The following is a 25,441-nucleotide window of genomic DNA, read 5'->3' on the forward strand; positions in this document are numbered from 1 at the left end:
ATTCCTTGCTTTCTTAGCATTTATCCAAGATATTTTAAATAAAATTCAGACAATAACTTACTGAAATATTCTGTTTAATTGAGCATTTGATAGCGATTTCGATTCATATTCGAAACCCAACTGATTCATTTATGCTTCACAATTAGTCGTGAATATCTTGATTGTTAGCAATAGTTTCAGTGTAATTACAATATTTCTCGATCAGCCGGTGAGCTCTACTCTGACTGATATTAAGTGCATGTGCAACTTTACGGGAGCTACCATATTTACGAAATGCTTCCACAACCATTTTACGCTCCACCTGAATAACAGCTGTATCTAATGTACTGGCTTGAGGCTCATCCACATCCAATAACTGAATTTTTTTCGAAAATGCCTCAGAAAAAACTCTTGGCAAATGACAAACATTAATAACAGAATCCTCCACAACCACAACAAGCCGCTCAATCATATTCTCAAGTTCCCTGATATTTCCTGGCCATGAATAATCAAGCAAGATGTCCCTGCACTCAGGAGATATGCTATGTTCCTTCTTGTATTTTTTGTTAAATTGATTTAAAAAGTAATAGATAAGCGCCATAGTATCATCAGGCCGCTCCCGCAGCGGTCTTAATTCCATTTCAATAACATTAAGCCGGTAATATAAATCTTCACGAAAACTTCCCCGCTCGATCATCTCTTCCAGGTTCCTGTTTGTAGCCGAAATTATCCGGCAATCTGTCTCTTTCACCTGACGACCACCTACTGGAATAAAACGGCGTTCTTGAATAACACTTAAAATCTTCCCTTGCAGCCGTAGCGGCAATTCAGCTATTTCATCCAAAAACAATGTGCCGCCGTCAGCTAATTCAACAAGACCTGTCTTGCCCTTCTGAAGAGCACCGGTAAAGGCACCGCCCATATACCCAAACAGCTCCGACTCAATCAGTTCGTCAGGAATAGCCGCACAATTGATACTAATAAAAGGTCCGTCTTTGCGTGAACTAAGCTTATGGATATGCTTGGCAAGAGCACTCTTACCGGTTCCTGTTTCGCCTAAAATCAAGATATTAATATCTACAGCAGCTACTTTGTCTACCAATTGTAGCACTTCTTTCATCTGGTTGCTGTTTGCTACAAGCGTAACATTCCGCAGTTCCTTTTTTCTTAATGCCACCACCTCGTTTTGCATCCGCGCCAGTAATTCTTTTGTTTGTTCTAAGTCCCGCTTTGTATCTTCTAATTGTTTGACATCACGGCAGTTCTGAACCAATAATTCAATGTTTCCTCCCTGGTCATAGATAGGATTATTGGTTACCAACATTTTGGCGCCAGTTCGCGTCGTTTGTTCCAGTGTATGCTTGTCCTTACTATGAAGTGTGATAGGGGCAGTCGGTGGGTAGCACCCGACTTTTTCCATGAATTGCCACGAATCTTTGCCAATTACATCGCTTGGTTTGATCCCATAATACTTTTCACAGGCTTTATTCGCATAAATGGTTACACCTTTACCATCAGTAGCAAAAATCGCGTCATACGAATTATCTAGAATTTTTAATAGTGTTTCTCTGCTCAGCTGGCTAGTTTCAGTTGACACATTCTTAGACTCCTTCACACAGTCGCCCCTCTTTCTAGATAGCTTATGTTATTGGTATTCATCCGAAAGTTGCCTCATTGTAACGCCTGTTAGTTAATCAGTCTTAACAATATTCCTATTATGTTTAACAAATACTAGCCCGCTACTAGATTATCCTCCCTAGTATATGATTTTACTGCCAAAACTGTAGATAAATTTCTTCACTTCCCGGCACTAACGGCGCCACCCCGGTCATAGACCGGGGTGGCGCCGTTACATAATGAACATCGTGAATTTTAGATCGTTTATCAGGCTCTCACTTATACCTTCAGTGTCGGTTTTCCATGATACGCCTCGGTAACCGCTTCTTCAGACATCAGCGCCTTCTTAGCTTTCGATTTGATCGGGCTTCCGTCGGCATGATAGTCATTTTTGAATGTATCGTAGTGGCTCGGGTTGACTGCAACCTTTACCAGAGCAAAACAAATCAACAATTCAAGAAGCAGTGCTGGACCACCGCCAAGGTTTGATAACATTTTGACACCGTCCACCCCCGCGGTAGAAATCATCACCCATGTCAAAGTTCCGATGATTGCGCCCCAGAAAATCTTCATGCTCATGGCCGGTTCCGGGTCGGCGGGCGAAACGCCAGTCGTGCTCATGCCGCCAAGCGTCGTGGTATAGGCGTCAGAACCCGTTACATAGGATAGGAACATGCAGAATACGAATACGGAAATCGTAATTAAGGCAATCGGATATTGATCTAAAAAAGCGTAAACTGCAAATTCTGGCCCTTGGGCCATGGCCTCCATAAGTTTGCCACCGGCCAGTTCGCTATGGATGGCGGCTCCGCCGAATATGACCATCCATATGATGTCAAACAGAGCCGGAAGTACGAACTGAACAGTCAGAGCTTTTCTGATGGTATGGCCATAGGAGATTCTTCCCAGGAACATCCCCGATACCGGAGCCCATGCCAGCCAGTTGCACCAGTAGAATATGGTCCACCAACCGGCCCAGGGATCGCCAGCCGCAGCGCCTGTAAATGCTGCCTTGGTGAAAAATGTCTGCAGGTGATTTGCAAACGCTTCCGCACCGATGTTTAGAAGCCAGAATGTCGGACCGAAGACAAATACGAATATCGCCATGATAAAGAAGACGATGGAGTTGATTTCCGATAGCCTTTTGATTCCGTTGAAAAGGCCAGTAATCGAAGAAAGTACGAAGGTCAGTACTACCGCGATATCAACCATTGCCCAGAGGAACGAGCCAGTCTGGATTCCTGTGAGTTTATTGAGCCCACCTGCGATTGAGAGAACCCCTGTTCCCAGGGAGGCTGCCATACCGGCGATCAACGCGTACATACAGACTGCGTCGATTCCCTGTCCCCATTTGCCGAGCACCTTGTCGCCAAAGACAGGTGTCAGGGTAGAACCAAGACTGTAAGGCTTTTTCATGTTATAGTACGCAAACGCGAACATTATGGAAGGTACGGCGTAGATTGCCAGCGGCAGGAATCCCCAATGTATAAACAGTGTAGACATTGCAAACACGGCCGCTTCCGGACTGTTGGGCACAATATTGAGAGACTTCGGAGGGGCTGTCAGATGGTAGAGTGGCTCTGCCGTAGCCCAGAACAAAATACCGATAGCAATGATGCTGGTCAAGGTTATAGAAAAATAACGCCAATCGTCGAGCATAGGAGCAGCATCTTTTCCGCCGATTCTCACATCACCGAACTTGGAAAACATGACGAAAACGACGACACCGAGCATTGCCAAAACTCCTAAACAGAAAGCCCAGGCAAAATTGCCCATTAACCATTTGTTTGCAATTCCGATCATTTTACCAAAGCCGTCTTTGTCAATGAAGTTATACGCGCATGCCGCAATAAAAAGAATTACCGGAGGCCAAAACGCGATCGGTCTGATTTTTCCCATAGTATTTCCTCCTTTTTTGTACATCAGTATGGCTTTTCAAATTTCATTCAACTTGAAAAGCGAGCCTTGAATACGTTACAGGGCTTTTTCGATGATAACCGCCAAAGAACTGGGAAAACCGCTTCCAGATTTACAAAGATAGAACATTCATTATTAACATTAACAGTATCTCAGGCTGATCGGCCAAAACTAGAATGGTTTAAAGTGATTGCTTTGATTATGTGTACATGTTCATTCCTCCCCAAACATTCAGTACTTCGCCGCGGCTTGTGCTGGCTTACTTTGAAAGCCGAAATCATTCCTCCTCTGGCAGCCCGGCATCTTTATCCCAACCGTTTCTGTCAATACACGGTTAGCACAGATTCCCCGCCCCAAAATTTACACAAAAAAACAGAGGACAGTATATTCCCTTACGGAAATTACTGTTCTCTGTTCACTAGTAATTTCTTTAAGTATATTAATAGTTTAATAAAATGTCAAGAATTTTTGTTCATTTCCAAATATTCGTTAAATAAGTTGTCGCCGGTGAAATGAGCGATGATAAAACCCCTGATAACGGACTAACAGACTCAAAACATTCCTTGCTTTTGTTCAGCGAAAAATCGGGTAGGATTTCTTTAAGATCTCATCGGTATAGGCGGTAATATGCTTATACACCTCGTCGTTTATCCTTTTATAGAAATCAGTGTTCGTTTTATTGGGCTGGAAGGTATCCCTAATCTTTACCATTTTTTCAGTGGCCGTTTGATAGCTATCATACGCGCCCACCGCAACCGCCGCACAAATAGCCGATCCTAAACTGGCCGAGCCGTTTACTATATTTCGGGAAGCCGGCACACCAAACACATCGGCAAAAATTTGCATAAACAGACTGCTATTGGAGCCACCACCGGAAACAATGATATGATCCAGTTCAATACTCAATTCCGCGCACATCGCATCCGCGCGATCTTTCATGGTTAATGCGATTGCCTCTAAAATGGATCGATATATATGCGCGCCACTGTGACGAGCATCAAAACCAATCATCAACCCTTTTTTAAACGGCTCATGAACAGGCGCCAACCAATCTAAAACAGTCATTAACCCATCACTGCCGGCGGGAACTTTTTGTGCTTCCTGATTCAAGTACTCTTCTTCCGTAATGCTGAGAGCTTCCGCTTTTAAAGCGATATCATCACCCAAAAGGTTTTTAAACCAGCTGACCGTCCACATCCCTCTCCGGATACCATAACTTTCATAGAGATAGTGATTGGGAATTGCGGCAAAGTTCGTCCAGAACTGCATTGTATCCTTCGGATTTTCATGGCCGTGCACCATCGAGGCAATATAGGTACCCAGAGAAATGAGCGCCGTATTTTCCGCCAATGACCCGGCACCTAAGGCTTCAACCGCTTTGTCATTAGCGGTTGCAACTACGGGAATGCTGGCGGGAAGGCCGGTGATCTGCGCTGCTTTTTCTGACATATGACCCAAAATGGTTCCCGGCATTTTTAAGTGAAATAACATTTCTCGGGGAATATTCATCTTCTTTATAACTTCCGGATCTTCGCTCCATTGCCAGGTATCGGTGTTAATGGGCCATTGCCCTTGATAATTGGCGGCCGTATCATGGAAATTCCCGGTCAGGCGATGGGTGATATATCCTGACGTTGTGGTAACATATTTAACGGAAGGGTTGATATGCTCATAGGGTCTGGACACCCTTTCATCCATCCAACTCATCGCGGGTGAAGCCAAGGTACCATCCTCTTTTAGTAACACCCGGCAAAAACGAATCGTACACAGCCCTATACCAATAATGTCTTCCGGGTTGCCGGAAAAACTGCTCATCGCCAGCCTGCTTGCGGCGACAATGGAATCCCACAAATCATCATCCGGATGTTCTACAACACCCGGCGCGGGCAAGCTCATAGGTCGCAAATTCTGCTTACCCTCACAAACAATGTTTCCTTCCAGATCAAAAATGATCACCTTGGAACTCTGCGACCCACCATCGACGCCGATGATGTACTTCTTTTTCATTACCCTCGCTCCCGTCCTTCTATATAAAATCACAAACCTGTTTTTTTTGAATGACTATTCATCAAACCGATTGCCCGGATTCAGCACATTTTTCGGATCCATTGCTTTCTTGACCTTGTGAATGTGACTTAAGACCTCATGGTCGGTTACCAATTTAAACAACTCTTTTTTTATTTTCCCTACACCATGCTCGCTGAAAACAATGCCCCCTTCCCGGGCGGCCTGGATCGTCCACTTCTCAATAAGTTTTTTACCAACTACATATTCCTCATAGTTTTTAGGAAGAAAGTTTACATGCACATGATTGCCAGCCACATGTCCGAAAATAGCAATTTCAGCCCCGTTTTCCCTTGCGTCATGCTGATACATCGTAAGAACCTTGCCAAAACTCTGATTCGGCATCGTTATATCGGTAGAAAGCTTCATGATTCGCGGGTCCGATCGTCTCGCTTGCTCCAGCGCCATGTTAATTGACTCCGGCGCGGCATGACGAAAAGCCCTCATTTTCTCAATTTCCTCTACCCCGGATAGAGCCCAGGTAAACTCTTCATCACAGCCACATTTTCCGGATAACTCCATCAGTTTTTCTGCAATCGTTTCAATATCCCCCTCCTGTTCCCCATGGAGTTCGATATAGATCATCCCCGCGTACTTTTCGTCGACCGACGGCAGTGCCTGCAAATTTGTAGCCACTTCCTTCAATTTCCGGATATAATCCAGGGTCGCCTTATCAATATATTCGATGGCAGCAATGGCAGCGGTGCCTTCTTTATAGGCTGCACGACTTAATTCTTCCGCGAATTGGAAAAGGTTGTCCTGTCCTTCAGAAAAGAATGCCACGCCCCATATTTCCTGGGGCCGTTCGATTAAGCGCAGGGTCGCATCGACAATAATTCCATACATCCCCTCACTACCCAGGTAAAGGTCCAGCCAATCACCATCTTGCTGCAGTTTCAAGATATCTGAATTCGCGGCAGGGGACTCTTCGACTGGTAATATCCACTGTTGTGCATGAAGCTTGTATTCCCCTCTGGGAATGGTTATTTCATTCCCCCGACCGTCAATCAGGCCTAATTCCTCCACGTATTGCCGGGTATCACCATATAAATATCCGCATATACCTTGGGCATTGGTTGCGAGAATACCCCCAATGGTTGCCGAAGTTTCTGTCGGCTCCGGCGGCCAAAAATAAGCGTTGTCCTGCTTAAACGCCGCCAGCGCTGCCAACGATTCTTCGTCCCAACCGTGCGTTTCAAAGCTTCTTTTATAAAGCTGTTTTTTTAATTCATCTAACCGGACTCCGGCCTGAACTTTAAGAAAATATCCTTCGCCAATTTTGCGAAGACCTAGGATTCTATTCAGGCAAGACAAATTCAGGACATGCCCAGACAAGGGTACTGCCCCACCGCAAATACCAGTTTTGCCGCCTTGCACGGTAATAGGGATGGAAGCACCTATCATTTGCCGGACGATCGCAACAACAGCCTCTTTGGTTTCCGGAAAAGAAATGCTGGCCGCTTGCCCACTCATTTTGGACTCATCTCTCAGATAGTCCTCAAATCTTGCCTCGAAGGGTTGAATCCACTCCGTCGTCATTGTATCACCACTTTATCATTCTGCATTTAACCGTTTGATCAGTTCATCGACAAATTCCTGATAATCAGAGCAAATGGCCACATCCGCGATTTTGAGTATCGGCGCTTTTTCATCACGATTCACGGCGATAATGAGCTTGCTTTTTTCTATCCCAACTGCAAATGCTGCAGCGCCCGAAGCGCCGATTACAATACATACCTCCGGGGAGAGAATCGACCCTGATGCGCCAATGAGCCGATCCATGCCCAGCCAGGCATTCATAACGACAGGACGGCTGGCCCCTAGCTCGCCCCCTAAACGTTCTGTCAGTTCTGCCAGCAACGGAATTTTTTCCTTGCTGCCGATGCCTTTGCCTACAGCAACAACAATTTTAGCCGCAGACAGCCCCGCGGGCGTTTTCATTTGCTCGCACCGGTACCCTTGCAGCCAAGCCGTACTGAGGGAAGAGGCAAATGCAAGCCTTTCCACTGCCGGCGGCTTTGCCGCAAATTCCGTTTTTTCTTTAAACCCTTTTGCGATTGAAAGGCAGAACGGACGGGTTTTCATTCGGAATTTTGCCGTCAAATGATTGGAATAAACCGCCTTTTCAACCAAAAAACGTCCGTCGTCATATTGGCTGCTTTTTACGCCTGTACACGAAGTGCCTTTTAACCGATAGGCGGTTCTGACCGCCAGACCGGTGGCAAACCAGTCGCTGCCAAATACCAGGATCTGCGGCTTTGTGCCTTCATACATCTTGGTTATCGCTTCCAAATACTCTTCGGCCACATGATTGGTCCGGACTTCCACAAGCTTTACGCTCGTAATCTTATGTGAAAAACCAATGGTTTTCACATCAACCTCTTGAGCTGCTACAATCCATGCTTCCATTTCCTCTACTTTGGAAAAGTTTCGGTTCATATAACCGTTTAATTCCTCTGCTTGACTGATAATGGATTGTAGACTACCGCTCAGAACAATCGCTATTTTCATGTCTTGACTCGCTTCTTTATGTAATCTTCATAAAGCACATCTGCTTTTTCCGCAGCATTCCGGCCTTGTATGAACACACCGCTTCGCTCATGCTGTTCGTAGAACAGTTCAATGATTTCAATGTCATTTGCTTCTTCAAGCGCCTGTTCTGCCAGCCCCAAATCCTTAAGGAAGTACACCTCTACTTCCTTTTGGGAAGACTGCATTTTGTCCTTCAGGGTGGGAACTCTGATATAGGTATTGGGAGCATTTCCCACTGCCAATACCACGGGCAGCTTAACCGTCTGCTCAATCAGCCAGTCATCAAGCCTGAAGGTCACGTCCAGGCAGCCCTTTTGCTCCGACAATGTAACGTTGGTTACAGCGTTGATGCAAGGAACTCCCAGGCTTTCCGCCACCAGTAGCGGGGTTTTTCCATTATCCCCTTCATTGCTCTGACTCCCGAAAAGAATCACCTGATGGTTTCTTTGGCTTTTCATATACTGATGAATCATTGCGGCAACGGCCGGGGCATTAAACCGAAGATCAAGACCGCAGTCCACCCTTACGGCATGATCATACTTCAACGCCAACAAATTTTTCAGCACCTTATGGGAACGATTCGTGCCAATGGTTAAGGCGGTCAGTTGCAAATCCACGGGATTTCCAGTGTTGGCATCTTTGAGCTTTAGGGCCAATTCAAGAGCGCTTTCATCATAAGGGTTGAGCATAGTTGGCACACAACCCGTATCCACCTGCGAGTGACCCTTAACTACCCAGTCCTCCGCAGACATCATGTCCAAATCAGGCACCACTTTAAAGCACACTAGGATGTCCATGCTATTTGGCGTTTAGGGGAATAATGGTGCCGGCATTCATGATTCCATTAGGGTCAAACGCTTTCTTTAATGTCTCAAGAATATAATAGGATGATTGATACTCGTCCTTAATCCAAGGTGCTCTCGCTTTTCCTATGCCATGATGATGAACAATTGAACCACCCAGCCGGACAGTTTCTTCAACAATGATCTGATTAATGGGGTTGTGGTATTTCTTCACTTCTTCTTCAGGTTTACAATCCACAATATTGTAATAGTAAACAAAATACATATTGGTCCCATTCAAGTAGCTGTGAGAGGAATGTCCGCCTACCATGGTGATGTCCGGCGCTTCCGCCCGAATTCTTTGCACGCAGTTTTCATAGATCTCGTTGATTACGTCCCAACATCCTGATACTTCTGTTGTAAATCCGATGTTCCGGGTTTCCATGATTTCCGTTCTTTCCTGAGCAATTTTGTCGGGTCCCCAGTTCAAATGGGCAAACCAGCGTTCAATCAATTTGCTGTCGACTTTTGCGCATTCCGGATATCTGGTAACGATCTCCTCAATCGCTTTGCCCGTCACTTCCGCGATTCCCTGCGGACCTTCGGCCATGAATATCAATACGCATTTGTCTTCGGCAAAGTGGGAGAAATGAAAGGCCCCGTCTTCCACGTCATATAAACGGGCGATGGAGGGTTTGTAGCCTTCCACCATGACTTCCCGCAGTATTTCAAATCCGGTCTTCATATTGTCAAGGGTATATCCATAGAAGCGGTTGTTTTCCGGCATGTACTTAAATATTTTGACAGTGACTTCCGTGATAAAACAAAGGGCGCCTTCGCTCCCGATAATTACATGCCGGATATCAGGCCCGGCGGCACGACGAGGCACATTCTTGATTCTTGTGATTTCACCATTGGGAAACACGGCTTCCAAGCCAACAACCATATCTTCAATCCCGCCATAGAGTGTAGATAATTGTCCAATGCTGCGGGTTGCCACCAATCCCCCCATTTGCGCCAGAGGTTTTGACTGTGGCGAATGGCCGGTTGTATATCCCTGTTCACGCAGAGAATCTTCAAGGTATTGCAGGGAAACACCGCACTGAACCGTTGCAAGCATATTGTAAGGATCAATGTTTATCATCTCATTCATGTCCGATCCATCAATGACCACCGAGTTTTCCACGGCAGTTTCCAGCCCGCCTTCCGTAGCTGATGCGCCGGTCCTGGGCACAACATTCAATTTGTTTTCATTCATGAACTTTAATACTTTGGCCACTTGTTCCGTATTCTTGACCTTAACGACTGCCGCTGGAATCGGCTGGGTGTATACGCCGCAGATATCTTCGTACTTTCGGAAGCGATCAATGCTGCTGGTTTTTAAAACCTGCTCATCGGTAATAACGCGTTCCTCTCCCACAATGTCATTCAGACTTTTAACAATCTGCTCCCGCGTAAGTTTCATTGCCATTCTTCTCCTTTTTGTAAAACGAAATTAATTCCTAAACCGGTTCTTTCTTGTTGTGAAAAATCCGTATTATCTGACTAAGTATCCGCCATCCACCACCAGCAAGTGACCATTGACATAGTCCGAAGCTCTGCTGGCCAAAAAGACCGTCGCTCCCATCAAATCCAGCGTTTCTCCCCAACGGTTTGCCGGGATATGATCTAATACCTTTTTGTTGGTCTCCGGATTGCTTCTGGTTTGCTTTGTAATATCTGTTGCATAATATCCTGGTGCAATCCCGTTAACTTGAATATTGTATTGTCCCAGTTCGTCACAGTACGCCTTGGTAAATCCGGCTAACGCGTGTTTGGTCGCGGCATAGGCCGGCGACCATTTACCTCCCAAAAAGGAAAACAGGGAACAAATGTTGATGATCTTACCGCTTTTTTGGGGAATCATTCGCTTCGCCGCTTCATGACTTAATTCAAAAGCCGCGGTTAAATTTACATCAATCATGGGATCCCACTCTTGCCTGCCAAATTCCAGTACGGTGGCGAGCTTGCAAATGCCTGCACTATTCACCAAAATATCAATAGAACCGAACGCGTCGACGCAGCGGTCGATGATTTTCTTGGCGGCCCCTTCTTCAGTAATGTCTATTTTCATGAACTCCATCTTTACGCCTTCATTTTCGATCATTCTTTTTGTAGTACCGTCATCTTCCATAAAGCTTGGAATCAGCAGATTGGCTCCGGCTTTTGCCAAAGCCAAAGCAAAGGCTTGCCCCAATCCGGTATTTCCCCCGGTGACAATCGCATTTTTGCCTTTCAGCGAAAAATAATCCATTGAAAAATCCACAATACTCATGATTTTTGCCTCCTTTTTAACTCTAACCCTTTTGCCTCTTCTCGCCGCAAGGGAATTTTTCGCTCCTCCTGGCACTTCCTCCGGATCGGGCGGAATTAATTTCGCCCCTACAGTTAACATAAAAAAACAGAGGACAGTATATTCCCTTGCGGAAATTACTATCCTCTGTACACTAGTAATTGCTTTAAGTATATAAACAGCTTAATAAAATGTCAAGACTTTTTATTCATTTCTAAATATTCATTAAATAACTGCCATAAGCTAAATCTAAACGCACACTTCCCGGGCTTTGTGGGCCTACACACTCCATACCGCCGTATTGGTCGAAGAAATGGCGACAGCACCGGCTTTCAGCGCGGCAACCACATCGTCCTTTTCGCAAACTAAGCCACCCGCAATGACAGGTAGGTCAAATTTTTCAATTACCCAGGAAATCACTTTCGGCATACAGCCTGGCAAAATTTCGATGCAATCAGGTTGCGAAATGTCAATTTGCTTATCCAGATTATGAAAAGAAAAGGAATCGATTAAAAAGAACCGGTGAATGGTGTAAAATCCTTGCGCCCTCGCAGCTCGGATCATGGATGCTTTGGAACTGAGAATGCCGTCGGCTTTCGTGTGTTCTTTCAGGTATTGAACAACAATCTCTTTATGCGAAAGCCCTTCAAGCAGATCCACATTAATAAAAGATATTTTTCCACTGGCTTTTATTTTCTTTACAATGTCGCCGATGTTCAAGATATTCCCGTACAATATAAAAACTATTTTGCAATCGGAAGTCAATACCGCCTCTAAACCCGCATCATTTTTTATTCCGGCGATAACCGGGTTATCTTCCAATATGGCTTGTAAGTTGCTGCTCATAATGAAAACCTCCAACAATGTAACTTTCCCAAATTCCCCTGATAATGCACCGTTCGAGACCGCCCTATTGAAACGCGACATCCTTCATTGATACGATTGCGGCAAAAGCCGCCTCTTTTTCGAACTCATTACACCAGAAATTCTCATGGTTTAATCATCTTCAGTATGTCTTTGAAAAAGTTACTTGTCAAGCAAGTTGTCACAAATTACTGATTTTTTCTGAAAATTATCAATGGAAGCATAACCTTGCCTACAGACAAAGTGATGCTTCCATTGATAAAAGTGTCGTGAAACTGTGGGCTCATGACATTATATCCTATTAATTAGCTTGATTAAACGAATTTAAAAAGTCCAAGTACTGTTCTTTCGTTAGCAGTGGCTTATACTCATTCAATATCTTCTCTGCTACTTCGCCATTACCATATAATAGGTCAATAACAGTCATAGCCAGTGCCTGTGCGGACTTGATATAAGCCGCGTGGGAATCAGACACAGTGTAATCTTTGCTATGCAGAGCACCTGAAACACAACCAAGCCAAGGATGGATAGTCGGCATGATGTGAGAAAGATCACCTGTATCGGTGCTGCCTGCTTCATGTGTTCCTGTAACCACCTGCGTTTGTCCGTATAAAACTTCCGCATTGGCCTTAAACACTTGATTGAGATCCTGGTTATTATTCATCGGCAAATAACCGGGTAAACTTTGAATAGACACTTCAGCACCCACCGCATCAGCACCAGCACGCAGAGCGCGGTCAATTTTTATATTGCTGTCACGTAACGCTTCTATGCTCGCGGCGCGAACATAACTCTCCATGCGTACATCGTCAGGGATAACGTTAACCAAATCGCCGCCTTGGGTAATAATCGGATGGAACCGTACATAATCCTGTTCCCGGAAGGTCTCCCGCTGCGCATGAACTCCCATAACGCCTAACATAGCCGCATTCAGAGCATTTATACCTTCAGAAGGCGCCATTGCGGCATGGGCGGCTTTTCCCCGATACTGAACCAATTTGCCAATAAATCCGTTGCTGGTGCTGCCAAGCCGGACAAAACAATCTGATGCGGCATTGGTAATCAAATGAATTTGTAACGCCATATCAATATCATCAAAGGCTCCCCGGTAAATCAATTCTTGTTTGCCGCCAAGATACTTGATTTTGCCTTCTTCACGCAGCTTGTTGCGGTACGAAATTTCAACATATTCCTCAGCCGGAACAGCGAACAGTACTACATCGCCAGCCAGAAACTCCATCGCACCGGTATCAACCAGCGCCATGCCTACAGCCATTAGCAGTGCAATCTGAGTATTATGACCGCAGCAATGAGCAGCACCACTTAAAGGGTCTGCTGCCGGGTGTCCGGCGCAAATAACAGCGTCAAGTTCACCTAAGACAGCAACAGTGCGGTTGGACGCTTTACCTTTGAGCCGTCCCTTCACGCCGGTAAGGGCCAACTCTTTTTCGTAAGATACACCCAATGTACGAAATATTTCTTCTACCTTGGCGGCAGTCTTAATTTCTTTAAAACCTAGCTCCGGTTCACGATAGATAGACTCTCCCAGCTCAATAATCTGCTCCCGTTTTGCTTCAATTGCCTGACAAACCTTCTGCTTTAATTCTGCTTTCGTCATTGTCTACCTCCAGCACCAATCTTGCTTATCTTATGACTAAATCGCGCCTTCCCATTTTAAAACAAATTGGGCGATAATGGCAGCGAAGATAAACGTCCCTGTAATTACAGCCAGCGCTACTGGTACGATACGCCATGACAACTTTTTAAACATCTCAATATCTTTCCCCAGCGAAAGCCCGGCATAGGCCAGAATAGGCGTGGTAATGGCTAAAAATTGTACCTTTTTTGTCGTTTGGATAATCCATGCACTGCCGGGAAAACCAGGGAGAGAGATAATGACAGCAACAAAAGAGATCCAAAAAACCATCGGCAATTTATTGAACACTGGTACTTGACTGATAGCCATTCCAATAAGGCCAATCACGACTATAATAGTAATGCCTAGCAACGAACTATACCAATCTACTTTATAGCCGATCATATTAGCAACCGTCACAAACAATCCTGTTATTATCAGGACGATGGCCATATTCAGCAATTTGCTCATTATACCGTCTCCTTTGCAGTCTCTTCATTGCTCTGAAACTTACTTAAAAAATTATACAGTTTGTTCGCCAACGGCAAAGAAAGAAAGAGACTTATGTAAATGCCCAAAATAGTAGACATCAAGTTGGCTGCCCCCGCATAGGCCCGGATTTGTTGTTCCATATCCGGATAGGCCGCAATAATTGAGCCAACCGAAGCGGCCATCATACTGCCGCTACCTACACCTGATCCCATTGCTAAGGCATAGGGATGGAGAATTCCCAGTTTGGCCACTACACCGGTTAAAATCGCCAGCCACACGGCACCAAATAGTGTTCCGCAAATATACATCGCCATTACGCCGCGGCCTTCCGGTGAATCAAGACCATATTTCTCAGCAATGATGGCAATATTCGGTTCTCTAGCAACTGAATAAGTTGCCCCAATGGCCTCTCTCCCCATCTTTAGAAGTACGGCAATCGGCAACCCCAACAGAACAGTACCGAAAAAATGCCCTACTTCTTGAAAAAGCAGCGCCCCTTTCGAATGGAACAACAGGGAAATATTCGGACCAATATCCAAACCAATTTTGACTATTAGCAGCATCATAGAAAGCGGCAAAATCCCGGCGGCCACTTCCATTTGCTTTGTTGATAGAATATTAAATCTGGGAAAACTGACTACGCCGCCTAATATCATTGCGTGCAGTAAAGGCAACAGAATTATTAGACCATACTTTACAATACCAATCTTCTCTGACATAACAACAATGATGAGCACTAAAACGTGAATTTTCCAATTGCGCAAAATGTCCATTACATCACTCCCCAAATTATTACTGTGTAAAACCAGTTCCTGCGACCAAGTCGTTTGTGTTGTTACAAATCACCTCTGTATTTTTGGAATATATTCGGAACTTTTCCGAAATTAATTATATAACAGTATAATCAGAACTATCAAGCAAAAATTTATTGACAGACCAACAGGGGCTGTGGGAATTACATGCTAAAAACCCGCTTAAAACATAATGTTTTAGCGGGTTTTAATCTTACGGAAAAGAACGGTAAATTATATATAGCAATAGGGAAACCCTTTTAGCTTCTGGACGTAGCAAGTTGATACAACTTGCTAGGCCGCCCCCTCGTCACCGCAGACTCTTCGCCAGCATGCTCGACCAGACCAGCATCACAGAGACTGGTTATAATCCTCCGAACATTCCGTTCGGTAACCGACATCTGAGAGGCTAACTGGGAGGTCGAAAAAGACCCCCATCCCATACGTTGTATGATGTTTTCGATTTTGCGGTAGGTCTTGATTCCCACACTGACTTGATTTAACTTCTTCAGCAAGTCAGTGTCATTGGAATAAAAATCATAACTCAATACCTTGTCGTGCCTTTCTACTTCGACCATTTTACCATCATCCTGCACAATAACGATCGGGGCCTCTTTGTGCCCTCTGGTGTTACGCAGAGCTCGATGCGCATTGATCTCAGCTGCAAAAACCGTTTCGCCGAAACCGATGCCGGCTGTGATAGGGACGTCAATATTTACCGCCAATATTAATCGCTCAATCGTATCTTGCAGCATGGCTATTTCTCGCTCTACTACCCCGCGGGAACTAAAAATCTCATACACACCTGTTCCTTTATCCAAGAGATAGCCATCCAAACTCTTACACAGAGGCAATAAAATCTCCTTAAGTCTCAACTCTAAAAGTTGCAAGTCATAAGGCGACTTAGCCTTTTCAATAATCTCCCCATAGCTGCCGACTTCAATAATTACCAGACCTACCTGGGTATTTTTAAAGTACGATGACTTTACCTTCTCAATAATAATTTTTATCGATTGATAAATTTCTCGTTCAGTTAAAGTAAAGTGATAAACAGGCACTCCTTCTTTTTGCAGCGCATTCATAACACTACGCAAAGCAGTTATGACTCCATCAATTTTGCCCGCTCGCCATAATTGAAGATGAAACTGGATTATCTCTTCCGGATTATACTGACGATTGTAATACTTAATGTAAAAATCACGCCATGGTATCCCTGTTGCGTGGAGTAGTTTTTCTATATCCACTTCGGATTCAACTATATCAACAGAGATACGCTGTAAAATCACGTTGTGAGCAAAAGCCATTTGCAGACAGCACTGGTAAAATCCCCCACCCATTGTTTGACAATAGGCCACAGTATCGTCTGCTTCCAGAAACTCCTCGGCAATGATATACGGAACTGGACCAGAAAAAAGCCAGCCTTTCACCTTGCCACGATTTTGTTGTAAAATCGATTGGATTTCATTCTCATCTTCATAAGCAAATGGAATAAATTCAATTCCATGATTAAATTCTTCGGCCACCTTCAGGATCCGGTCTACAGAGCGGTCAGGACCGACTACACCAATTCTGTGCATACATTACTCCTTGGTTGACGTTCTCAATTGCTTTAGATATTTTATTAGTTCTTAGTCGGATAGGGTTTGTCCTTTATTATATCATGGGCCAAACCTAAAAACGAAAGCCAGCGGTTTTTAACCACTGGCTTTCGTTCTTGGCACGGTATTGCCCCTCGCAACCTGTTAGCCTCTGCCGCCAACATTAAGCTTTTCGTAAAGAATGGCGGGAATAGAGGTTTTGTATAGGAAGTAGGCTATAACACTGCCCCCAACAGTACTAACGAGGAAGGGAACAATAAAAAAGAAAGCGCCCACTTGCGAACCGATGAAATATTTTGCAACAGGATAAGCCAACAATGCACCAATAACGCCCGTACCAATAACCTCGCCGATAATTGCGCCCCAGATACTATTGGTCTTCTTATACAAGATCCCGGACAACGCTGCGCCGACCATACTTCCGGGAAAAGCTAGAAAAGACCCGGTCCCTAAAATATTACGCAACAGCGAAATCCCAAAGGCAGCACTGACAGAATAGCGTGTTCCCAAAAGTACGGCAAGCAATATATTGATAACATGTTGTAAGGGAAAACATTTTGCAATGCCAACCGGGATATAAACCAAATGAGCAGAAAGTACACCTACGGCCATAAAGATAGCCGTATAGGCTAGTTTTCTAATTTGCATATATATCTTTGCTCCTCGTTAAGAAATTAGCTGAGTTTGATCAGCTGCAATAGATTTTCCGGATTCATAGTAGATATCGCATCAAGAAGCCGCACCCGGAAAGTCCCCAGCCCTTCATTAGGTGTAAGCCTTTTCTCGGCAAGTTCTCCTGCGATCCCCATAGTTGCGATACTGGCGACTGTACCAATAAACGGATCGTTTGTCACACTACAAAAGCAGGCAATCAACGAGGCCGTCATACATCCTGTCCCTGTAATTCCGGCTAAGAGAGCATGACCGTTATAGATGCTACAAACACGGCTACCATAGGCAACAACATCAGTCCTACCAGTTATAGCTACTACACAGCCCAGTCTTTCTGAGAGTTTTTGAGCAATCTCCCGGCCATTGTCTGCTTCTGCCAGGCAATCAACACCGTGCATATCGCTGCTGAGCCCCAGTAACGCTTTAATTTCCGACAGGTTACCGCGTATAACAGTTACTTGAAGTTCAGTGAGGATTCTGTGGGCCGCGTCCATTCGCAGCTTGGTTGCGCCAACGCCAACAGGATCAAAAATAATAGGAATCCCCTTCTGAACGGCTTGTTGGCCGGCAACGATCATTGCTTCTAGTTTTCTTGGATTCAGCATACCTATATTGAGTACTAACGCTGAGGCGAAAGAAACCATCTCCTGTACCTCGTCGATATCTTCTGCCATAACGGGAGACGCACCAATACCCAGCGTGATGTTGGCACAATCATTTATGCTAACGTAGTTTGTAATGTGGTGGATGAGTGGTCTTTTTTCCCTCAATAAGCGAAGACTGTCTGCAACGTTATACAATATATCCATCCTCGTAACCTCCGCGATGCTTGGTACAATGCTTCATGTTTATTTGTCTACTTCCCTAATATTCTCTCTGCTAAGGCGACTTCCTTCGTCCATGTGTCTTTTGTCAGTAAAAAACATTGATTTCTAAGGTTTACCCGCAGAGCCAACAGACTTCCCTTCATCGTCACACAAATACGGCCTCTTGCCGGTAAAGATAACTTGGCTCGGATAAACACTGCGATGCTCTGAAACCAGGTAGCTAACAAAGCAGCTTATCGCCGCATAGGGAATTATGTCACCGCCAAATAATTCGGCTGCCATAAGTACGGCTGCCACCGGAGTATTGACCGCTCCTGCCAGCAGCGCCGCCATGCCAATCACCGCATAGACTGATATGTCCAAAGTCCCAAAAAGCTGGCCAAACAAGTTACCGGTAACAGCCCCAACTACAAGAATGGGAGTAATAATACCGCCTGTTCCGCCGCAGCCGAGGGTTATACCTGTAGCCAATGTTTTCCACAAAAATGCATCACTGGCAATTGCCTGCCCCCTGAGACCTGTCTCTAACAATTCCAAACCCAAACCCAAATACAGTGGGCTGACAGCATACCCAATGAGAGTGAGCATTATCCCGCCCACAAATGCTTTTACCTGGCTGGGCAGCCGTAAAAGATAAAAAAATCTCTGATTCCAAAATATCGTTTTAATAAAAAATATAGCCATCATACCGCACACGAGTCCCAGTATAATGGCTTGAATGATCAGGAGAAACTCAGGCTGTACACTGACCTGAAGATAAAAATAAGAAACTCCGGCAAGCCGGCAGACGTAATAGCCTGTCAGCCCTGCTACAAAAGCAGGATACAAGGTGTCGTACAAAATTTTCCCGACAAATAACACCTCTACTCCAAAGATTGCGCCGGCAACAGGAGTACCAAACACACCGGCAAAACCGGCACTTAAACCGCAGATGGCGATTTTGCGGCAGTCAGCGTTACTGACCTGCAAAAACCTGGCCCAGGCTGATGCAAGGGTTGCACCAATTTGGGCGGCAGGACCCTCTTTTCCAGCTGAGCCCCCAGCGGCAATTGTTATAACAGTCGCCACTAATTTTACCGGTACTTCTGACAGGTGAAGAAAACCGTTCTGCCGGTGAATGGCTTCAATCACTTTATCACTACCGCCTGCTACTTGGGGCGCCAACCAATTGACCAACCAACTGTTTACAAATAATATAACAGGGATAAAAAAGTAGTAATACCACGCTTTCGTCCATACGCCAATTGACCAAGCCAATAATTTTAGAAATACTGCCACACCCATCCCGGCAATGATCCCAGTCGTTATCCCCAGAAAACTCCATTTAAGAACATAAATAATAGAATTGTTTTGTTCCAATATATTTTCAAACCAGAACCACCTATGATCTGACTTCATATTTCTACCACCAATAGCATGGATATTGCCGTTTGGCGGCAATATTATTAACAACGATTCCAATAAGTACCAGGATACAAATACCAACGCCTACTGGTAATAGGGGAAACAGCCAGCTTTGCTGAGTAATTACGGCAATCAAGGCAGTTGCCCCGGCTGGTGGATGAACGGTTCTCGTGCCTACCATAGCAGCTACCGCGAGCCCTACGCTAAAGGCGGCTGTATACCAATAAGCCCCGGCTAATTGATATACAGTTACGCCGATAGCAGCTGACAGTAAATGTCCCGCTATTGCGTTTCTTGGTTGAGCAAACGGCGCAGAAGGAACCCCATAAATCAAGCAGGCCGATGCTCCTAAAGAGGCAACTAAAACAGGAATTCCTTGCAGAAAAGTAAGATAGGTAACTATGCCAATACCTGCAAACGATCCGACGAGTGCCCAAAAACACTCTGAAGCAGGCGGTGAGCCTACGCCGCATTTGCCCACCGAAGTTATCTTTTGCAAATATTCACTACCTGAAGGAACTATGTGTTCCGCCCAAGTTGTCTTTTTTGCCTGAGTTTCTTTTTGGGGTACGCCGTTAGTCATTTACGCTCCTCCTTCGTAGTAGAAATAGGAAATGCCGTAAGAACGGCATTTCCCGGGAAAACTATTTTTTTGTAACCAGCGGTACTAAGCACGCCAACGCAAACACCAGATACGAAAGATTGATTAATAAGCTATTATTTGTCACGCCGCCTTGATGTGCCAAAACAAAGCCAACCCAAAATGCCCAGAAAGCTGCATTCATGAGCGGAGTACGATATTTCTTCCCCCAAGGAACAGGCTTGATAACAACGTTCTGATTTTGATTTGGGGTAGGCGTAAGATTTGCAGTCATCACAGTACCTCCTTTGCATATTTCGCAATTTAAGTTGACCTAAGGCAAATCCTTAAACAACATGTAGGCAAAAATCCAGGCGTTGATGCCCACCAGCAGCGAAATGATTATACAATAAGGTATTGTGCGATTCAGTACCTCGCTTTCACGTCCATCAAGGCCGACAGTTGCAGAACCAATTAAGACCTTCGATGGAGCGATTGAACAGCCTACCGAGCCGCCAACAGACTGGACGGCCGACATGATGACAGTACTGATCCCGAGCACCTTGGCCGTCTCATACTGTAAGGAGCCAAACATTACATTAGAGTTAGTGTTACTACCGGTAAGGAATGCCCCCAACACACCGATAAACGGCGAGAATATCGGGAACAAGACACCTGTTGATTTCGCGATCCCTTGTGCCAGCATGTTTGTCATACCGGTATCGTTCATAATTAACGCCATCATAACCATGGTCGCTATACCGATACTGGTAGGAACACACTGGGAATAGGTGGCCTTGAGAGCCTCAGTCGCTGCCCCTTGTTTCCACTTACCAGTCATTCTGAAGATGATGTAACCACAAACTGCTGCAGTAAGCAACAGCGGAGCCGGATGCGAAAAAATATTGATTTTAGAATACATTTTCTCGGCCTTGACGGCAAAACCAGCCGCAGTCGTCACTGCTGGATAATTTAGCCCCCAGGTATAGGGAGCGAAAACATTCGCGATGGCTTTGATCTGAGTCATAATACAGAGCGCAATTAAGATGTAGTACGGAGAGAACGCCATGTTAAAGCCCATAACCGGTGCTTCATGTTGTTTTTCATCCTCGACAGACTCATGACGATAGATTGTCTTGGCTAAAACAGCCATAGTACCACAGCCAAAAAGCGCTGGAATCAGAGTAGCCAACTGGGCTGCCCCCATCTTGTTCATGAACCAGCACATGAAAGCCATGACAGTCCCTGTTATCAGTACAGCAGGCAGGCCTCTTTTAACTGCCGCAAAACCGCCGTAAATATGACACACAGCAATACCGGTGGCATAGATAGGTACAGCAAACAAAAGCGCCATCCAGGGTCCTATAACCTCGCCAGGGATTTTGGTAACCAATTGAATAGTATAATAGGATGAACCCATCGATCCAAAACTAATGGACCAAGAGTGTCCTACCAAACAAGTAGCAGCCGCGATGGCCGGCGGGAAGCCCATTACTAGCATAATGGGCGCCACAACTGCAACAGGTACGCCAAAGCCGGCAATACCTTGCATGAAGCTGGCAAAACACCATGACATGAGTAAACATTGCAATAATTTTTCCTCAGTTACTTTTATCATGGTGTCACCAATTACTTTTATCGCACCAATCTTCTCAACCAGGTTATAGAGAAAAACAGCGCCCCAGATAATGAGTAATACATACAGTGACATTGCCATGCCTTTGCTATTGGCTAAGGCGAGCAACTGAGAATCGCCGCCAAAGACAAACAAACCAATGATGACCGCCGTAAACCAGGAGACGGCTCCTGATTTTGGCGCGCCCCAATTAAAGAGTAAAATGGTAGATAGCAAGACTAATATAGGTAGGAAAGCTAGTATCCAGTTCGTAAAGGTTAAGGCCACACCCTTATCCATACAACCGAGCCTCCTCAAACCTTTGTTCATTCATGAACAAAGATTACTTACATTAGTAAGTCCCTGGCTCCTTTTGTTCATGAAGGAGCCAGGGACTTACGGCTTAATGCCTATAGTGTTTTAAGCTGCCTTACTTAGCAGGCGGCAGAGGAACTTCCATACCGAGTGTTCTTGCGCGGTTGTTGACGAAGTTTTGGATTTCGGCCACATGCTCAGGTTGCAGATGGCAGAAACGGGCTTGTGTTTGGAGATATTCGTCAACAGGCTTAAGTTTCTTCGGCATAACACTAAACTTCTTATTAGCCCAATCGCCGTTTTCAATTTCGTAAAGATTCCACATGCCGGTCTCAACAGCGAGTTTAGCAATCTCTATGGTCCGGTCAGCAGGGAACGACCAGCCCTTAGGACACGGAGAATGAAGATGAACGAACGCCGGACCATCTTCAGCAAGACCTTTACGAATCTTGTTCATAAGGTCAATTGGATAGCCTATGGAAGCCGTTGCACCATACTTGAGGTATGGATGGCCGCCAGCCAGGAATATCGGCATAGGGTCTTTCAGATGATGTTTCTTGGCTTCCGGAATCGCCGGGCCGGCCGGGGTGAACATAGTAGTAGCACCGTACGGGGTGGACGGAGAAACCTGAATACCAGTGTTGGCATAAGACTCATTATCATACATTACGCAAAGAACCTTATGGCCGCGATAGAACATAGCCGACATGGCCTGAAGACCGATATCTGAACAGCCGCCATCACCGGCCATTACGATAATATTAGGGAATTCGTCCTGAATTTTACCCTTTTTAATCATCATGCGGAAAGCTTCAGCAATACCGGAAGCTACTGCGCCACCGTTTGTGATTTGCGCATGAGTCCAGGGCACAGCCCAGGGACCACAGGCATAACTAGTGTTAGCAACATACATACAACCAGTTGGACCAATAAAGATTGTATTTTTACCTGCAGCTTTTGCTACCAGGCGATACGCAAGAGCCGGACCGCAACCAGCACAAGTGCGGTGACCAGGAACATAAGTGTCCCGTAGATCAGTCGTGTGTGCAATTGACTTAATTAATTCAGCAACTGCCATCGTTTACTCCTCCTTATTATTTACTGGGGGCAGCTTCATTTTTAGCAGCATTGATCTGGGAAGCGCCTTCATGATAATCATTGAAGTTAACCCAAGTGCCGCTTTGAATAATCTTTCCGGCTTTCAGGGTTTGCTTCATCATTTCGGCCATAGCGAAGAACTCTTCATGAGTGATTGTCTCGCCGCCCAAACCGGAGGTAAAGCTTTGAATAATCGGCTTGCCCGCAACTTCGGACATAGCAGCTTTAACCTCAGTAGAGAGAACGCCGCCGCCGCAAGGAGCGCCATAAGATGTACCGGTATCAATAACGCCGGCAACTTTAAATTTAGGCAGAATTTGAGCAAGTGCTTCATCCGGGAATGGGCGAACCCAACGGAGTCTGCACAAACCAATCTTATAGCCGGCTTCACGGAGATATTTGATCGCACTGCGGCAGGTAACCGCGTGAGCGCCCATCAAAACAAATACCATGTCGGCATCTTCAGTCATATACTCTTCCACGAACGGAGCATACTTGCGACCGAATACTTGTGCAAATTCTTCAGTTACCTGAACGATTTTTTCTCTAACTTTATTCATGACAATATGGCGATCCCACTCAAGCGGAGGTCCCATTTCCGGCTCGATTTGCGGCCCCATGATAACAGGGTTGTTAACATCAAGGCGGAATTTCGGATTAAACTTAGGCAGGAATCTGTCAACTTGCTCTTGATCAGGCATTATATAATCCTGAGCAATATGGGTTACAAAATAACCGTCCATGGCCACGATTTGTGGCAACATGATTTCAGGATCTTCACCAATCCGGAAGTAAATCAAGCTATTATCTAAGGATTCCTGAGCGTCTTGGGCCCAGCCATAAATCCAGCCATTATCGCGAAGTGTCAAGCAGTCAGTGTGCTCAGAACCGAAATCACCGGGGGGATCAAGCGTACGGTCACCGATGAGGGCTTGGATAGGACACCGGCTGCCGGCAATTGGTGAATAAGTTTCAAACGCATAGGTAACGCCTACACCGGAAGTACCGGTAGTGGCACGTGCACCCGCCATGGAAGCGCCGTGAGCAATACTAAACTGTGCATGTTCGCCTTCACCATGAACCATTTCGCACTGCATGGTGCCATTAGCAATCCGTTTTGCCAATTCAGCCATGACTGCAGTGTACGGGCGAATAGGATAGGATGCTGAAACATCAATATCCGCAAGCTGCCAAGCATCTGCAACCGCAGTTAAACCTGTACCTTTTTTCTTAATTGGCATCTTATTCACTCCTTATTCATCAAAATCAAGTTCAGGCACTCGACTAATTGCCCCAACCGGACAGACGTTGCTGCAGATACCGCAACCCTTACAATACTTGAGGTTGAAGCTGACTCCGTCGTCCTTGGCGTAATTAACGCAGGCGTCTGGACAATAAATGTAGCAGGTTTTACACTCGGTACATTGACCTTTATCAACTACAGGACGGAGAAACCGCCAGTTACCGGTAATCATACCTTCGTTCTCGGTCTGGGGAGAAGGAATTATAGCAGCAAATGGCACTTGTTTATAAACCTTTGCCATATTTACACCTCCTTGAATTTTACCAACTGATTATTTCCATTCAAGTTCTAGTCTGCTCGGATTTGTAGGACAGCCAGCTTCGCCTTGGCAAATCGGCAATATAACTACAGTGTCCCATCCCTTTTGAACAGCGTCTTTGTTTTCAGCAACTCTTAGCAGGGATTCTAACTTAACGATACCACTGGCTTTTGCAACCGCAGCGGCCATAGCAGCGCCGACACCGGCACCAATCTTGGTATCATCAATACAACCTTCAGTACCATCAAAGGTATGATATAGACCTGCGCCCAGATCATCAGCGGCTATAGCGGCAACCGCTTTTACTTTGCTCACGTTTTCTTTTGGAGAAAGATACTTGATTAACTTATTTACATCACGTTTAGTATTGATGACAACAACGCAGGCATCCTTGCAGCCTTTAAGAACATCGTTGCCTTTAACAATAGTCTCTTCATCAATTACTACAATGTCGGGACGATAGTTTTCATATTCATAATATGTTTCGATAGGCTCAGAACTGATCCGGGCATAACTCTTAACCGGAACATTGATACGGTCAGGCAGATCCACATAGTTGTCGAAGGATTGATTATACTTTCCTTCAAGGCTACCTGCTTTGGCGAGCAGGGTAGCAGTGTCGCGAGCTTCTTTGGCCCGGGTTACACCCCGAGTCCATACAGTAACTTCCTGCATCTTGGCATCAACAGCAACTGCCAGTGTCATTTTCTCTCCCCCTTTTATTACTTTGAGATTTGACAACAGGTGACCGTCAGAACCCCTCT

Annotated in this window: 23 protein-coding genes; all 23 read right to left on the minus strand. The window is 45.3% G+C overall.

Features of this window, described 5'->3' with window-relative positions:
• Nucleotides 1-142 precede the first annotated feature (142 nt).
• The 23 genes from VN447_RS22520 to VN447_RS22630 all read right to left on the minus strand — a co-directional run bounded on the left by VN447_RS22520 (nt 143) and on the right by VN447_RS22630 (nt 25,382).
• Entirely contained in the window at nt 143-1,576 is a 1,434-nt protein-coding gene (locus VN447_RS22520) for a sigma-54 interaction domain-containing protein (RefSeq protein ID WP_325528584.1), read from the minus strand.
• A gap of 299 nt (nt 1,577-1,875) precedes the next feature.
• On the minus strand, nt 1,876-3,495 hold the full coding sequence (locus VN447_RS22525) for a BCCT family transporter (RefSeq protein ID WP_325528586.1): 1,620 nt from the start codon (nt 3,493-3,495) through the stop codon (nt 1,876-1,878).
• Nucleotides 3,496-4,086: 591 nt separating this feature from the next.
• Nucleotides 4,087-5,520, minus strand: a complete 1,434-nt coding sequence (locus tag VN447_RS22530) for an FGGY-family carbohydrate kinase (RefSeq protein WP_325528588.1) — start codon at nt 5,518-5,520, stop codon at nt 4,087-4,089.
• Between the two features lie 54 nt (nt 5,521-5,574).
• Nucleotides 5,575-7,116 (minus strand): FAD-binding oxidoreductase, encoded by a 1,542-nt coding sequence (locus VN447_RS22535; RefSeq protein ID WP_325528590.1) that lies wholly within the window; start codon nt 7,114-7,116, stop codon nt 5,575-5,577.
• A gap of 15 nt (nt 7,117-7,131) precedes the next feature.
• Nucleotides 7,132-8,088 carry an electron transfer flavoprotein subunit alpha/FixB family protein gene (locus VN447_RS22540; protein ID WP_325528592.1) on the minus strand — a complete coding sequence of 319 codons (957 nt, stop codon included), beginning with the start codon at nt 8,086-8,088 and terminating at the stop codon, nt 7,132-7,134.
• Nucleotides 8,085-8,894: a hypothetical protein gene (locus VN447_RS22545; RefSeq protein WP_325528594.1), complete on the minus strand. Its 810-nt coding sequence runs from the start codon at nt 8,892-8,894 to the stop codon at nt 8,085-8,087. Before VN447_RS22545 ends, VN447_RS22540 begins: the two co-directional genes overlap by 4 nt.
• A gap of 13 nt (nt 8,895-8,907) precedes the next feature.
• Nucleotides 8,908-10,356 carry an FAD-binding oxidoreductase gene (locus VN447_RS22550; protein WP_325528595.1) on the minus strand — a complete coding sequence of 483 codons (1,449 nt, stop codon included), beginning with the start codon at nt 10,354-10,356 and terminating at the stop codon, nt 8,908-8,910.
• Nucleotides 10,357-10,428: 72 nt separating this feature from the next.
• Nucleotides 10,429-11,205, minus strand: a complete 777-nt coding sequence (locus tag VN447_RS22555; RefSeq protein ID WP_325528597.1) for an SDR family oxidoreductase — start codon at nt 11,203-11,205, stop codon at nt 10,429-10,431.
• Nucleotides 11,206-11,502: 297 nt separating this feature from the next.
• Nucleotides 11,503-12,069 carry a glycerol-3-phosphate responsive antiterminator gene (locus tag VN447_RS22560; protein WP_325528599.1) on the minus strand — a complete coding sequence of 189 codons (567 nt, stop codon included), beginning with the start codon at nt 12,067-12,069 and terminating at the stop codon, nt 11,503-11,505.
• Between the two features lie 319 nt (nt 12,070-12,388).
• Nucleotides 12,389-13,705, minus strand: coding sequence for an amidohydrolase (locus VN447_RS22565; RefSeq protein WP_325528601.1), 1,317 nt, complete (start codon nt 13,703-13,705; stop codon nt 12,389-12,391).
• Nucleotides 13,706-13,741: 36 nt separating this feature from the next.
• Entirely contained in the window at nt 13,742-14,194 is a 453-nt protein-coding gene (locus VN447_RS22570) for a hypothetical protein (RefSeq protein WP_325528603.1), read from the minus strand.
• On the minus strand, nt 14,194-14,988 hold the full coding sequence (locus VN447_RS22575; RefSeq protein ID WP_325528605.1) for a DUF3100 domain-containing protein: 795 nt from the start codon (nt 14,986-14,988) through the stop codon (nt 14,194-14,196). The genes VN447_RS22570 and VN447_RS22575 overlap by 1 nt, the downstream gene beginning before the upstream one ends.
• A 278-nt stretch (nt 14,989-15,266) precedes the next feature.
• Nucleotides 15,267-16,583, minus strand: a complete 1,317-nt coding sequence (locus VN447_RS22580; protein WP_325528607.1) for a hypothetical protein — start codon at nt 16,581-16,583, stop codon at nt 15,267-15,269.
• 165 nt (nt 16,584-16,748) lie between these two features.
• Complete coding sequence (gene thiW / locus VN447_RS22585; protein WP_325528609.1) at nt 16,749-17,252, minus strand: energy coupling factor transporter S component ThiW; 504 nt, start codon at nt 17,250-17,252, stop codon at nt 16,749-16,751.
• A 26-nt stretch (nt 17,253-17,278) separates the two neighbouring features.
• Nucleotides 17,279-18,085, minus strand: a complete 807-nt coding sequence (gene thiM, locus VN447_RS22590) for a hydroxyethylthiazole kinase (protein WP_325528611.1) — start codon at nt 18,083-18,085, stop codon at nt 17,279-17,281.
• 123 nt (nt 18,086-18,208) lie between these two features.
• On the minus strand, nt 18,209-19,501 hold the full coding sequence (locus VN447_RS22595; RefSeq protein WP_325528613.1) for a chloride channel protein: 1,293 nt from the start codon (nt 19,499-19,501) through the stop codon (nt 18,209-18,211).
• Nucleotides 19,502-19,505: 4 nt separating this feature from the next.
• A complete protein-coding gene (locus tag VN447_RS22600) occupies nt 19,506-20,090 on the minus strand; it encodes an HPP family protein (RefSeq protein WP_325528615.1) in 585 nt (194 codons plus the stop codon).
• Between the two features lie 61 nt (nt 20,091-20,151).
• The gene (locus tag VN447_RS22605; RefSeq protein ID WP_325528617.1) at nt 20,152-20,382 is read right to left on the minus strand and encodes a hypothetical protein; all 231 of its coding nucleotides are present in this window, start codon (nt 20,380-20,382) and stop codon (nt 20,152-20,154) included.
• 39 nt (nt 20,383-20,421) lie between these two features.
• On the minus strand, nt 20,422-22,002 hold the full coding sequence (locus tag VN447_RS22610; protein WP_325528619.1) for an L-lactate permease: 1,581 nt from the start codon (nt 22,000-22,002) through the stop codon (nt 20,422-20,424).
• Nucleotides 22,003-22,132: 130 nt separating this feature from the next.
• Complete coding sequence (locus VN447_RS22615) at nt 22,133-23,095, minus strand: oxalate oxidoreductase subunit beta (RefSeq protein WP_325528621.1); 963 nt, start codon at nt 23,093-23,095, stop codon at nt 22,133-22,135.
• Between the two features lie 16 nt (nt 23,096-23,111).
• On the minus strand, nt 23,112-24,356 hold the full coding sequence (locus VN447_RS22620) for an oxalate oxidoreductase subunit alpha (protein WP_325528623.1): 1,245 nt from the start codon (nt 24,354-24,356) through the stop codon (nt 23,112-23,114).
• Nucleotides 24,357-24,368: 12 nt separating this feature from the next.
• Nucleotides 24,369-24,659, minus strand: coding sequence for a 4Fe-4S binding protein (locus tag VN447_RS22625; RefSeq protein ID WP_325528625.1), 291 nt, complete (start codon nt 24,657-24,659; stop codon nt 24,369-24,371).
• Nucleotides 24,660-24,689: 30 nt separating this feature from the next.
• Nucleotides 24,690-25,382 carry an oxalate oxidoreductase subunit delta gene (locus VN447_RS22630; protein ID WP_325528627.1) on the minus strand — a complete coding sequence of 231 codons (693 nt, stop codon included), beginning with the start codon at nt 25,380-25,382 and terminating at the stop codon, nt 24,690-24,692.
• Between the last annotated feature and the right edge of the window lie 59 nt (nt 25,383-25,441).

Origin of the sequence: Sporomusa sp., assembly GCF_035561155.1 — a bacterium.
Classification (GTDB): Bacteria; Bacillota; Negativicutes; order Sporomusales; family Sporomusaceae; genus Sporomusa.

Excerpts from the sequence above, each read along its gene's own strand:
- VN447_RS22620 (WP_325528623.1), bottom strand. The coding sequence starts at position 24,356 with ATGCCAATTAAGAAAAAAGGTACAGGTTTAACTGCGGTTGCAGATGCT.
- VN447_RS22540 (WP_325528592.1), bottom strand. The coding sequence starts at position 8,088 with ATGAAAATAGCGATTGTTCTGAGCGGTAGTCTACAATCCATTATCAGT.
- VN447_RS22555 (WP_325528597.1), bottom strand. The coding sequence starts at position 11,205 with ATGAGTATTGTGGATTTTTCAATGGATTATTTTTCGCTGAAAGGCAAA.
- VN447_RS22625 (WP_325528625.1), bottom strand. The coding sequence starts at position 24,659 with ATGGCAAAGGTTTATAAACAAGTGCCATTTGCTGCTATAATTCCTTCT.
- VN447_RS22575 (WP_325528605.1), bottom strand. The coding sequence starts at position 14,988 with ATGGACATTTTGCGCAATTGGAAAATTCACGTTTTAGTGCTCATCATT.
- VN447_RS22535 (WP_325528590.1), bottom strand. The coding sequence starts at position 7,116 with ATGACGACGGAGTGGATTCAACCCTTCGAGGCAAGATTTGAGGACTAT.
- thiM (WP_325528611.1), bottom strand. The coding sequence starts at position 18,085 with ATGGATATATTGTATAACGTTGCAGACAGTCTTCGCTTATTGAGGGAA.
- VN447_RS22580 (WP_325528607.1), bottom strand. The coding sequence starts at position 16,583 with ATGCACAGAATTGGTGTAGTCGGTCCTGACCGCTCTGTAGACCGGATC.
- VN447_RS22605 (WP_325528617.1), bottom strand. The coding sequence starts at position 20,382 with ATGACTGCAAATCTTACGCCTACCCCAAATCAAAATCAGAACGTTGTT.
- VN447_RS22530 (WP_325528588.1), bottom strand. The coding sequence starts at position 5,520 with ATGAAAAAGAAGTACATCATCGGCGTCGATGGTGGGTCGCAGAGTTCC.
- VN447_RS22565 (WP_325528601.1), bottom strand. The coding sequence starts at position 13,705 with ATGACGAAAGCAGAATTAAAGCAGAAGGTTTGTCAGGCAATTGAAGCA.
- VN447_RS22595 (WP_325528613.1), bottom strand. The coding sequence starts at position 19,501 with ATGAAGTCAGATCATAGGTGGTTCTGGTTTGAAAATATATTGGAACAA.
- VN447_RS22600 (WP_325528615.1), bottom strand. The coding sequence starts at position 20,090 with ATGACTAACGGCGTACCCCAAAAAGAAACTCAGGCAAAAAAGACAACT.
- VN447_RS22550 (WP_325528595.1), bottom strand. The coding sequence starts at position 10,356 with ATGAAACTTACGCGGGAGCAGATTGTTAAAAGTCTGAATGACATTGTG.
- VN447_RS22560 (WP_325528599.1), bottom strand. The coding sequence starts at position 12,069 with ATGAGCAGCAACTTACAAGCCATATTGGAAGATAACCCGGTTATCGCC.
- VN447_RS22610 (WP_325528619.1), bottom strand. The coding sequence starts at position 22,002 with ATGGATAAGGGTGTGGCCTTAACCTTTACGAACTGGATACTAGCTTTC.
- thiW (WP_325528609.1), bottom strand. The coding sequence starts at position 17,252 with ATGCAAATTAGAAAACTAGCCTATACGGCTATCTTTATGGCCGTAGGT.
- VN447_RS22525 (WP_325528586.1), bottom strand. The coding sequence starts at position 3,495 with ATGGGAAAAATCAGACCGATCGCGTTTTGGCCTCCGGTAATTCTTTTT.
- VN447_RS22570 (WP_325528603.1), bottom strand. The coding sequence starts at position 14,194 with ATGAGCAAATTGCTGAATATGGCCATCGTCCTGATAATAACAGGATTG.
- VN447_RS22630 (WP_325528627.1), bottom strand. The coding sequence starts at position 25,382 with ATGACACTGGCAGTTGCTGTTGATGCCAAGATGCAGGAAGTTACTGTA.
- VN447_RS22615 (WP_325528621.1), bottom strand. The coding sequence starts at position 23,095 with ATGGCAGTTGCTGAATTAATTAAGTCAATTGCACACACGACTGATCTA.